Source organism: Collinsella bouchesdurhonensis, assembly GCF_900155365.1.
GTDB lineage: Bacteria > Actinomycetota > Coriobacteriia > Coriobacteriales > Coriobacteriaceae > Collinsella > Collinsella bouchesdurhonensis.
Genome location: NZ_LT699740.1, coordinates 1 through 10,218, shown reverse-complemented (window position 1 = coordinate 10,218; position 10,218 = coordinate 1). Strand labels below are relative to the sequence as shown.

Below are 10,218 nucleotides of genomic sequence, written 5' to 3'. Positions count from 1 at the left end.
AGGCCGGAGAGGCCCAGGTCCGCCATCATGAAGTGCCGTACCGTCGTGAACTCGCGCGGGGAGGGGCCGTCGCGCCCCTTCGGGCCTGTGGCCGCCATCGGCGCTAGCCCCTTCTGGGCGAGCCGACGACGCTGTTGCGCTCGACCCATGCGACGAGCTCGTCGTGCAGCACGATGCCGTCGCGAGTCTTGCCGCCGATGTAGCGGATCGGGAACGGGTCGTCGGGGTCCTTGGCGAGCCGGTACATGGCGTCGCGGCTGATGCGCAGCATCGCGCACGCCTCGTCGGCGCCGAATATCGCGTTGGTCGATGCGATGAGCCTCACCTGGCTCCTGCTAATGCTCTTGGTCATGGTCGTCCTCGAGCTCCTTTCGTCTCGAGGCTCCCTCGCGTGCCCGGCCGCGGGCGGCTCCTGGGGCGGTCGCCGCCGTCATTTCCTGCCGCTCCTCGACTCGATGTAGGCGTCCACTGACGCCCTCGACACCAGGAGCTTCCTTCCGAGCCTGTACGAGTCGATCTCTCCCGACCAGATGAGGTCGTATGCCTTGTTTCGGCTCGCCCTCATGTACTCTTGCATCTCGATTACCGTCATCCATTCGTCGCGATCTTGGCTTCCCTCGGGCGCGGCGCATTCGGCTGTGTGTGCCATGGTTCCTCCAATCTTCCCGTGCGGCACCGCGCGAGCACACCGCACGGCACCGTGTCCCTTTTCGTCTGCGCGACGATTGAACCGCCTGATGTCGATTGGTGAGCACGGCGGGAGCGGAGACGGGTCGAGATGGGTCGAGCTGGTCGTGCCTTCACGAAACGGCCATGAGCCGCGTGCCTTAGCTCTCAGCTAAGTCCCTGAAAAGTAAAAGGCGCCCATGCGGGCGCCTGCCTAGTAGCTGGAGTTGTTCGGTTGTGGTCGGAATGCTCGTCTTCCGCGGTGCTGTCGTCCGGGGTCCGGCATCTGTCGTTCGCCTCTTCTGTCGTGTTTGATGTTGCGTGTTATGCGAGCGACCTTGCGCGGGCCTGCTGGCCCGTTGCCCCAGGTGCACCCGGATAAATGGTACCCATCCGTTGGAACATGGACATCGCGGGAGGGCTGTTTGGGCAAGCTAGGATGGATGAGCGGCTGGGTTCTAAATGCAATAATTCGAGCTAAAGGGCCTTGTACTCTCTTTTGTAAAACGCGAGGGTGCAATAAACTCGACGATCCCCCTGAACCTTTTCTGAACGAATCGGCTCTTAGGCGGTATGACGCGACACGCATCGGTAGTGCTCGGACTGGGTTAGTCATCGAGTGGGTATAGAACATACGTTCTGTATAACGTTATAGCACCAGGTGGCAGGCGTAGTTTCAATCGAAGCTACGCCTGCTGCTATATATGGGTTGATGGTGGTATCAATGACCGCGATGCTTCTGTTTGCGCTTCAGTTTTCGCTGCTCGAAGCGCGCCTCCGCCTCATCCGCGCGACGCTGGCTTCTTGCTTGAGCCGATTTCCGCTTCATCGTCTCCCGCTGATTCGCGAGCGCCTGCTGCGCCTTGGTGCTCATCGCCGGCTGCTTGAGGGCTTTCGCCGCCTCGCGGGCGCGTCGCTTGGGGTTCTTCGCGGGCTTGCTCGCCTCGGCCGGACCGTGGCAGAAGAACGAGAGCTTCGCCCATTTGCTGACAACGAATCGCAGGATCTCCTCATTGGACGGTTCTGCGCCGAAGACGATGCGGGCGGCGCCGTATCTGCCGTCCTCGACGTGCTCCGCCAGCCCGACCCAGAATTGGCCGTCGTGATATACGGTCAGGGTGGACGACACGCTGATCTGCATGGCTGGTTCCTCCTTTATGTAGATGACCATGCAGAGAAGGGACAACCAAGGAGGCAGGTTACTGATGCGGACTCCCGCACGCCCACGACTACCCGACGGGGACTGTGTTTTCATCTCTGGTGCCCGCATTGTAGCACGCGCGGATTCACGATGTTGATTGCCGGCGCCTAGACGGAGATGAAGGCGGTTCGATCTAGGTCAAGCCGGTCGCTCGTTCATGAAGCGGCCGATTCCCTGAAAATAAAAGGCGCCCACGAGGACACCTACAGGCTATCTTCGAACTACTTGGTTGGGGCAGACGGAGGAAAAAAATAGGGCAGAATCGCTCTCACGATCCCGCCCCGCAAACCCGAGGGTTTCTAACTGGCTCCATTATTCCGGGCTTCTCAGTTCTGTCATTGACCCAGGTATCATCCGTCTCCTATAGCGAGTGAATATAAAAATAGGGCAGAGTCGCTTGCGCAAGTCCGCCCCTAAAACCGTGAAGGTTTTGCTATCTGCAGGCTATTCTACCAACCCGAGCGATTCTGTCAACCTGCGAAGGAACTCGAGCGCGGAGCGAGCTGCGGCGTCGGGCCCCTTGTCGGGCAGCGCCTCGGTTTCGCCGTCGGCCCTGGCGAACATCTCGGCGAGCTCGGATGCGGCGCGCGAGCGCGAGGAGCCCTCGGGTACCAAGCCGGAGTGCGCCACGAGCACGGTCGCGACCTCCTGCATGGCCGTATTCCCCATCCACTTCCTCCTGGTCGCCTTGGGAATCCCCACGGCGGCGACCCTTCGGGAGACGCCGCTGGACGCCGAGCCCCGGGCGGCGCCCCTCTCGGCGAAGCAGTTGATCAGGCACGAGCCGTGCGCGGCGCAGTTGCGGACGGACTTCACGCGCTTGAGGTCGTAGTGGGAGGCCTCGAGGCGCCTGTCGCCCCATCGCCTGGCGCAGAAGCGCACGAAGTCGATGAGGGTGCCGAACGAGGTGAGCTCAAGGAAGGCCCAGGCAGGCATGTCGCCGGAGTACTTCGCGTAGAGGCTCGAGCTGTAGGGGCTGCGGCCGCTCATCTTGAGCTCGCGCAGGCGGTACTCCCTGTTTGCAGTGGTAAGCGATGCCATGTAGTCGGCCACGATGGCGTAGCCGTCCTCTCCACGGTCCTCCATCTCGCGAAGCAGTGTCACCTTCTGGAAATGCTCGATGTCGAGCGTCATGCCGAGCAGGGCGTGGCGCAGCTCCTGGTCGAGCGCCGCGAGCAGGCGCAGCTGGCCGAAGTCGAGGTCTACGTAGCGGCCGTCGCGCGGGCCTCCCTCGTATTTCGAGAAGAGTTTGCGGTAGGATGCGAGCTTGAAGAAGTTGCACTTGTCGCGCAGGTAGTCCGCGGCCTCTTCCTCGGAACACAGTTCGAAGGCTACGCCCTTCTGCTTGAGGTGCTCTATCTGCTGCTCGATCGTGAGGATCGGCTTCCTATCGTGGGGTTCGGCCATGCTCGGTCTCCTGTCATTGATTTGAGAATCCTATTCTACCAGCATGTTTGCCCTGAATCCTGAAGGCCCGTTCGCCAACTCATAAGCAAGCCACCTGAGACTACTCACTTTGTTCACGAATGGCGAAGACCTGCGACCTGGGGTTTTGCAAATGGCGCGCAAGCCACCCGCGTTAATTCACTTGCGATTGCAGCTGGCGGCTTGCGGGCAAAAGGGCGGTTGAGTTTCAAAACGGGCGTTTTCGGCGCCATCGAGCCTCCAAAGGCGACCCGCCGCGCACTTTGGGACAAAAACAAAAACTCAAAGCCCTGAGTTTGAAAAAAGTTTTTGAGGTTGTCCCAGCTTTTGTCCCCGAAGCCGACGAAACGAGACATCGCGTCATTCGGCGGCACGCGTTCCGTGTCGATGCCGAAAACTGGGTGTAACTGGAGTGACGGGACGGCAGAACCGACGCCATCNTTTGGGACAAAAACAAAAACTCAAAGCCCTGAGTTTGAAAAAAGTTTTTGAGGTTGTCCCAGCTTTTGTCCCCGAAGCCGACGAAACGAGACATCGCGTCATTCGGCGGCACGCGTTCCGTGTCGATGCCGAAAACTGGGTGTAACTGGAGTGACGGGACGGCAGAACCGACGCCATCGAGTGGGAATAGCGGGAACTGGCTTCTGAACTCGCGTTTTGGTGCTGCCGAATACCGCCTGATACTGTTTCGGCATCGCCGCAGGACAAAGCCACCAGCGAAATAGTGGGAATAACAGCCCTCGAACCCTCTGGTTCGAGGGCTTTCTTTTTGCATCTCTACCTGGGAAAACGGCTCAATTATTCCCGTATGCCCCTACTGGGCGGTACGGCGGAGCACTCGGCGGTACGGGAATAATAGGGCCCTGCGGGAATAATTCACAATTCGGGTCCCCCGAGGGCCGATTTCGAGCGGGTGAAACTAAGTTGAAACTGCGAGGCGGATTCAAGCCCTTTTCAATTGCATTTGCCCAGGTCAACAAACGGGAATATAAGAACGCGAAAATCGGTTTCCGCAGTTTCGACAACCCCGAATGCCGCCGAATAACGCCGCGTACTCTGCCGTACTCGGGCATGCAATTATTCCCCGAACGGGGCTTCCGGGGTGCCGATTTCATACGGGAATAATGGAGCAGCCTCCGGAGAACCGGAGGCTGCTCGCAAGGAAACGTCAATTCACCTGGGAAGATGTCAGAAAGAGGCCTTCCAGTCGGCGTAAGCGGCCCCGTCGAGTTCGCCGCGTTCGAGCTCGGCGCGCTTTTCGGCCCAGGACTTGATCGAGCGCGCGAGCTTTGGGGCGTGCGGCGCCTTCGGATTGACCGCCAGGCCCATGCCGTCCTCGCTGGGCACGAGGCCGTAGCCCTCCTCCAGCTGCAGCAGCAGGGCCATGAGGTCGCGCGACGTCTCGACTCCGTAGTCCTTGAGCGCGCCCACGGAGACCTCGAGCGCCTTCGCGATCTCCTCCAGCAATTTGGGCTTCACCGCGCGGATGCCGCTCTCGTAGTGCCTAATCGCGCCCTCGGTGAGCCCCACGGCATAGGCGAGCTGGGCCTGCGTCAGCCCCTTCGCCTTGCGGTACCGCCGAATGTTGTCGCCTGTCGCCATGTGCCCTCCTGTTTGATTTCGTCGGCGACCATTCTATCAGCGTACGAGTTTGTACGCAATTCTATTGACAGTACATATACGTACGGTTATTCTCGGGAATATAAGCGTACAAAGATGTACGGATAGACAGGAGGTCAAAGATGGAACAGCCGGTGGCAAAGACGCCGAGGCCGAGCATGCTCACCGCCGACGAGGTGGCGGAGCGCCTGAAGATCAAGAAAGGCAGCGCCTACGAGGTCATCCGGCAGATGAACAAGGAGCAGGAGGCCCTCGGGCGCGTGGTGATCCGCGGGCGCGTCCGCAGCGACCTGTTCGAGGCCCGCTACTTCCCGGAGGTGAACGATGCCAGCCTATAAGGACAAGAAGACGGGTCTCTTCTACGTGCAGTTCTACTACCGCGACGCGCGCGGGGCCAGGCGGCACAAGACGAAGAAGGGGTTCCAGACCGAGCTCGAGGCGCTTCTTTGGGAGAAGAACTTCAAGGCCCTCAAGGACGACGCCATGGACATGACCTTCGCCGACTTCTGCAAGGTCTACGAGGCGGAGGTGAGGCCGAGGGTCCGCGAGCACACCTGGCTCACCAAGGAGACGATCATCCAGAGCAAGCTCCTGCCGTTCTTCGGCGACATGCGCATGTGCGACATACGGCCCGTCGACATCGTCAGGTGGCAGAACTCCCTCACGGGGTCCACGAGGTCAGACGGCGACAGCTTCAAGCCCACTTACCTGAGGATCATCAACAACCAGCTCAACGCCATCTTCAACCACGCCGAGCGCTACTACAACCTGGAGAAGAACCCCGTCCACAAGGTGGACAAGATGGGCAGCAAGGAGGCCGGCGAGATGCAGTTCTGGACCAAGGACGAGTACCTCCGCTTCTCCGAGGCCATCTCCGACAAGCCGCTCGCCTTCTACGCGTTCGAGGTGCTCTACTGGATGGGCGTACGCTGCGGCGAGCTCATGGCGCTCACGCCCTCGGACTTCCTGATGGAGACGTCGGAGCTTCGCATAAACAAGTCCTACCAGCGCCTGCGCGGCGAGGACGTGATCACGAAGCCGAAGACGCGCAAATCGGTGCGCACGATCAAGATGCCCGCGTTCCTCCGCGACGAGATGGCGGAGTTCATCGAGATGCGCGATGACGTGGCGCCCGACGAGCGGCTCTTCGGTTTCACAAAGCACTTCCTCGTGCACGAGATGGACCGCGGCTGCAAGGCGTCGGGCGTCAAGCGGATACGCATCCACGACCTTCGCCACAGCCATGTGAGCCTGCTCATCAACATGGGCTTCTCCGCTCTCGACATCGCCGAGCGCGTGGGCCACGAGGCGATCGACATCACATACCGCTACGCGCACCTTTTCCCCGCCAAGCGCGCGCAGATCGCCGATGCGCTCTCCGAGCTGAGGGGCGAATAGGATGCCGTGCGAGAACAACGCCCGCAAGCGCAGCAAGACGATGGCGTTCCGCTGCACCCCGGAGGAGTACGAGCTGATCGCCAACATGGCCGCCTGGAGCGGCATGAGCAGGCAAGACTACATCATGGCGAGGCTGACCGGGACCGAGGTAACCGTGAGGCCGTCGTCGCGGACGCAGCGGGCGCTGCGCGACTCCATGAAGGGCCTGGCGGAGCGGCTCCTCGCCGTGTGCGACGCCGACGAGCTCGATGCGGGCCTCCAGAAGCAGCTCGCCCTGGTCATGGAGATCTTCAACGGGTTCGGCGAGGCGCCGCCGCCCGGAAGGCGCGCAAAGCGCGAGAAGGGGCCCAGCGACGATTTCTTCGGGATGCCTCGATGCTAATCCCGGGTCGCGATTGGGAGGCGCAACCGCTTCCGGGCGCGCGCGTGCCGGCGCGGCGAGGGACCGCAGGCGCGATGCATGGGTAACCAAGGCGATCAGAGGCAATTTGATGAAAAAGGTATATACTATTTTCATCAAAAGGAGGAACGCTATGACAGAAGCAGAGGCCATCGCTAAGCGCATAGAGAGCTTCGGCGCCGGCAGGGCCTTCACAGCCGCCGACTTCTCCGACGTCGCAGGCCGACGCAATGCCGCCAACGCGCTCGGGCGCTTGCATGCAAAAGGAGGGATCGCCCGCGCCATCCGCGGCGTCTACTACGCGCCGGAGCGCAGCGCGCTCATGGGCACCGAGGTGCCGGCCAGCGCCGACGAGGTCGTGCGCGCCGTCGCCCGTGCCAACAAGTGGATCGTCGCACCGTCCGGCGACGCGGCGCTCAATGCGCTGGGCCTCGACACGCAGGTGCCCGCAAAGCTCGTCTACGTCAGCAGCGGTCCGTACAAGCGCTACGAGTACGGACCGTACGATATCGAGCTCCGGCACCGCGCCAACCGCGACCTGCTCGACTGCTCGCAGATCACCTGCATCATCGTGCAGGCCCTCAAGGCGCTCGGGCGCGAGAACGTGGGCGACGAGGAAATCGGAACGCTCGCGCGCAACCTCACGGAAGGGCAGGCCGGCGCGTTCCTGGAAGAGTCGGCGGGGCTCACCTCCTGGGTCGCCGACGCCGCGGAGAAGATATGGGAGGCGAGGCATGGACAGGATCGCTAGGGCCTCGACCGGCGAGCGCAGACTGGTCTTCGAGGCCGCCGCGCAGAGGATGGCGCTTGCGCCGGCCGTCGTCGAGAAGGACTTCTGGGTGTGCTACACCTTGGACCACCTTTTCCACAGAAGCGGCTTCGCCGAGTCCATGGTGTTCAAGGGCGGCACGAGCCTGTCGAAGGCTTTCGGGCTCATCGAGCGCTTCTCGGAGGACATCGACCTCATACTCGATTGGCGGCTCCTGGGCTACGGCGAGGACGAGCCGTGGGAGCCGCGCAGCAACTCGGCGCAGGAGCGGTTCAGGGCCGACAGCATCGAGCGCGCGAACGCCTTCCTGGCCGACGCCTTTGCCCCGAAGCTCAGGGCCACGCTCTCCGAGTCCCTCGGCACCGAAGCGTCCGTCAGGTGCGGGGCCGAGGAGGAGACCGTGTACTTCGACTACCCGCGCTCCTACGAGTCGGCGGGCACGCTCGACACCATCAAGCTGGAGATAGGACCCATGGCGGCATGGTCGCCCTCCGAGGAGGCGGCGATAGCCCCGTACGCGGCGGACGTGGTTCCGTTCGGGCCCGAGCTGTCGACCACGGTGCGCACCGCGAGTCCCGAGCGCACGTTCTGGGAGAAGGCCACCATACTGCACCAGGAGGCCAACAGGCCCGAGGGCAAGGCTATGCCCAGGCGCTACTCCCGCCATTACTACGACATGTACCGCCTCGGCCACTCGTTCGTGCTCGGCCGCGCCGTGGCGCAGCCTGGCCTCCTCGAACAGGTCGTCAGGTTCAAAGAGAAGTTCTACCGCACGCCGTGGGCCAAGCTGGCCGACGCGAGGCCCGGCACGCTCAGGCTCGCCCCTCCAAAGGGCAGGCTCGACGAGTTGGCGGCCGATTACGCCTCGATGAGGCCGATGCTGTTCGGCAACTACCCGAGCATCGATGAGATAGTCGCCTACATGGCGGAGCTCGAGGAAACCATCAACGGGCTAAGCTGATCAAGGCCGCCAAGACCGCCCCAATTCCGGGCGCCTGCCTGAATCGAAGAGGCTATTGCGTGCGCTGGAGCAACCCGTTCTTCATTAACGTGGAATAGGATGTACTGTCAAAGTGTATGCAATTGCGTTATAATTACCATGAGGTGATTACTATGCAGAAGACAGCAACGCTCAACCTCCGCGTCGACCCTGATGTCAAGCAGTCCGCGGAGTCGGTCCTCGCTCAACTGGGCATGTCGATGTCGACTGCCATCGACATGTTTCTGAGACAGGTTTCGCTCACGGGCGGCATTCCCTTTAGGGTCGCGCTGCCCGAGGCCCCCAGGTCAGTCGACGTTGGCTCCATGACCGATGAGCAGCTCCGCGATGCACTCCTGAGGGGCCTCCGGGAGATCGAGAGGGGCGAGGGGACTGAGGCATCGGTGGCGTTCTCTCGGATGAGGGAAGAGCTCTCCGATGCAGTGAGCTGCACCATTTCCCGGGCGCTGACCGAAGACGATTCGCCCATGCAATAGAGGTTGGCGACATAGGCGGCCGTCAGTCGCGCGAAGTTGCGCTGCGCGTGCGCGAGGTCCGGTTGGCCGCTGGCGCTCAGCTCGCTATTCATTCCAATCACCAGCCCATTCCTCTCCGTCCTAGCCGGGGGCGGTTTCGTCGCATTCCCATTCCCTTGGGTCGAATGTATACACGCGGCCCTCGTCATCCGTGATGCGGTAGTTAGATTGTTCGGCCTCTTTCTGCGCCTGTCGGTGCGACCTTGAATGAGCCGTGATTTCCTCTACCGAGGTTTTGACAACATCAGCCGCTTCGCCTTATTCGATAAAACAGCCGACCAGCACCTCTATGATCTCTTCGTCCGGTACATCCATGCTCAGTTCATCTCGCGTCTGATAAAAACAGTCTTGAAGCGCAGCGAGCGTTGACGCGGCGTTTGTATTTGCCAACGTGTTGGATTCGGCAAGCTCCTGCGCGATCAGCGCAACTGCCGGGACGTCGAACTCGATGCGCTCGGTTTCGCAAAGGCATTGCTCCCGCTGATGAGAGGCGATTTTTATGAGGTAGCCAGTGTCTTTCCGACTCCAATTTGGGACATGGGGTAATTCCGCCTGCACGGAATGCGCGTTACGCTGAATGCAGGGTAGAACGCGGTGCTGTCTCCTGCGGCGGGTTCGCCCTGTTCCATAGCGCACCGCGCCGCTATCAGCGTCCCCGCATCGAGAGGAGTTCCCATGGCAGTTGGAAACGAAAAGGCCCCTAAGGAAATCATTGTTAGCGCTAATCTAAAATTGACCACTTTCGCAAACGCATCTCGCCGAATGCGCTAACGCGCTTTCGCCGACCCCGCTAACGTACTTTCACCAACTGCGCTAACGGAACTATGCTCCGATCGGGTATCCGACCCGGGAGGAGCGGGATATGGAGCGAAACGTAATGGGAGAGCTGAACGTCTACAGGGGGTCCGGCGCGAAGCCGAACTTCAGCGAGATCGCGAGGAGGCACGGCATGGACCGGCACACGGTCGCCAAGTACTGGCGGGAGGGCGAGTCCGCCGCCGACGGGAGGTCCGCGAGGGGCAGCGCCTTCGACCCGCTCGAGGAGGTGTGTTTTTGATAGCTTTTATTTTTAGGAAATCACGAGATAAAAGTTTCGGGTTTCACGACGATTGTTTCGCCTCATAAGCAAAGGCGCCGACCACCTCCAACGGATGGCCTAACTTAGTCATTGCTTCGGTAATCGACTCAAGGAGGCCGGAAAGGAAATGATCGGCATGTCAACTA

Annotated in this window: 14 protein-coding genes; 7 read left to right on the top strand and 7 right to left on the bottom strand. The window is 61.3% G+C overall.

Features of this window, described 5'->3' with window-relative positions:
• Positions 1 to 103: 103 nt before the first annotated feature.
• The 6 genes from BQ9843_RS04935 to BQ9843_RS04910 all read right to left on the bottom strand — a co-directional run bounded on the left by BQ9843_RS04935 (position 104) and on the right by BQ9843_RS04910 (position 4,894).
• Positions 104 to 352, bottom strand: a complete 249-nt coding sequence (locus BQ9843_RS04935; RefSeq protein ID WP_042433145.1) for a helix-turn-helix transcriptional regulator — start codon at positions 350 to 352, stop codon at positions 104 to 106.
• Between the two features lie 78 nt (positions 353 to 430).
• Positions 431 to 649, bottom strand: coding sequence for a helix-turn-helix domain-containing protein (locus BQ9843_RS04925; protein WP_075844147.1), 219 nt, complete (start codon positions 647 to 649; stop codon positions 431 to 433).
• 738 nt (positions 650 to 1,387) lie between these two features.
• Positions 1,388 to 1,807: a YjdF family protein gene (locus BQ9843_RS04920; RefSeq protein WP_042433139.1), complete on the bottom strand. Its 420-nt coding sequence runs from the start codon at positions 1,805 to 1,807 to the stop codon at positions 1,388 to 1,390.
• Between the two features lie 504 nt (positions 1,808 to 2,311).
• Positions 2,312 to 3,274, bottom strand: coding sequence for an Abi family protein (locus BQ9843_RS04915; RefSeq protein ID WP_075844146.1), 963 nt, complete (start codon positions 3,272 to 3,274; stop codon positions 2,312 to 2,314).
• Positions 3,275 to 3,387: 113 nt separating this feature from the next.
• A complete protein-coding gene (locus tag BQ9843_RS08650) occupies positions 3,388 to 3,648 on the bottom strand; it encodes a hypothetical protein (RefSeq protein WP_123220199.1) in 261 nt (86 codons plus the stop codon).
• Positions 3,649 to 4,480: 832 nt separating this feature from the next.
• Complete coding sequence (locus BQ9843_RS04910; RefSeq protein WP_075844145.1) at positions 4,481 to 4,894, bottom strand: helix-turn-helix domain-containing protein; 414 nt, start codon at positions 4,892 to 4,894, stop codon at positions 4,481 to 4,483.
• Positions 4,895 to 5,034: 140 nt separating this feature from the next.
• Between BQ9843_RS04910 and BQ9843_RS04905 the strand changes: the two genes are divergently transcribed.
• The 6 genes from BQ9843_RS04905 to BQ9843_RS04880 all read left to right on the top strand — a co-directional run bounded on the left by BQ9843_RS04905 (position 5,035) and on the right by BQ9843_RS04880 (position 8,955).
• Complete coding sequence (locus BQ9843_RS04905; protein ID WP_075844144.1) at positions 5,035 to 5,250, top strand: hypothetical protein; 216 nt, start codon at positions 5,035 to 5,037, stop codon at positions 5,248 to 5,250.
• Positions 5,237 to 6,310, top strand: a complete 1,074-nt coding sequence (locus tag BQ9843_RS04900; RefSeq protein WP_075844143.1) for a site-specific integrase — start codon at positions 5,237 to 5,239, stop codon at positions 6,308 to 6,310. Before BQ9843_RS04905 ends, BQ9843_RS04900 begins: the two co-directional genes overlap by 14 nt.
• 1 nt (position 6,311) lies before the next feature.
• A complete protein-coding gene (locus tag BQ9843_RS08860; protein WP_075844142.1) occupies positions 6,312 to 6,692 on the top strand; it encodes a plasmid mobilization protein in 381 nt (126 codons plus the stop codon).
• 151 nt (positions 6,693 to 6,843) lie between these two features.
• Positions 6,844 to 7,461, top strand: coding sequence for a DUF6088 family protein (locus tag BQ9843_RS04890; protein WP_075844141.1), 618 nt, complete (start codon positions 6,844 to 6,846; stop codon positions 7,459 to 7,461).
• Positions 7,445 to 8,440, top strand: a complete 996-nt coding sequence (locus BQ9843_RS04885) for a nucleotidyl transferase AbiEii/AbiGii toxin family protein (RefSeq protein WP_075844140.1) — start codon at positions 7,445 to 7,447, stop codon at positions 8,438 to 8,440. The genes BQ9843_RS04890 and BQ9843_RS04885 overlap by 17 nt, the downstream gene beginning before the upstream one ends.
• Before the next feature lie 152 nt (positions 8,441 to 8,592).
• Positions 8,593 to 8,955, top strand: coding sequence for a type II toxin-antitoxin system RelB/DinJ family antitoxin (locus tag BQ9843_RS04880; RefSeq protein WP_075844139.1), 363 nt, complete (start codon positions 8,593 to 8,595; stop codon positions 8,953 to 8,955).
• Positions 8,956 to 9,252: 297 nt separating this feature from the next.
• Here the strand turns inward: BQ9843_RS04880 and BQ9843_RS04875 are convergent, their stop codons facing one another.
• Complete coding sequence (locus tag BQ9843_RS04875) at positions 9,253 to 9,552, bottom strand: DUF6323 family protein (RefSeq protein WP_075844138.1); 300 nt, start codon at positions 9,550 to 9,552, stop codon at positions 9,253 to 9,255.
• A gap of 304 nt (positions 9,553 to 9,856) precedes the next feature.
• Here BQ9843_RS04875 and BQ9843_RS04870 point away from each other — a divergent pair, with 304 nt between their 5' ends.
• Positions 9,857 to 10,051 carry a hypothetical protein gene (locus BQ9843_RS04870; RefSeq protein ID WP_230205599.1) on the top strand — a complete coding sequence of 65 codons (195 nt, stop codon included), beginning with the start codon at positions 9,857 to 9,859 and terminating at the stop codon, positions 10,049 to 10,051.
• Positions 10,052 to 10,218: the final 167 nt, after the last annotated feature.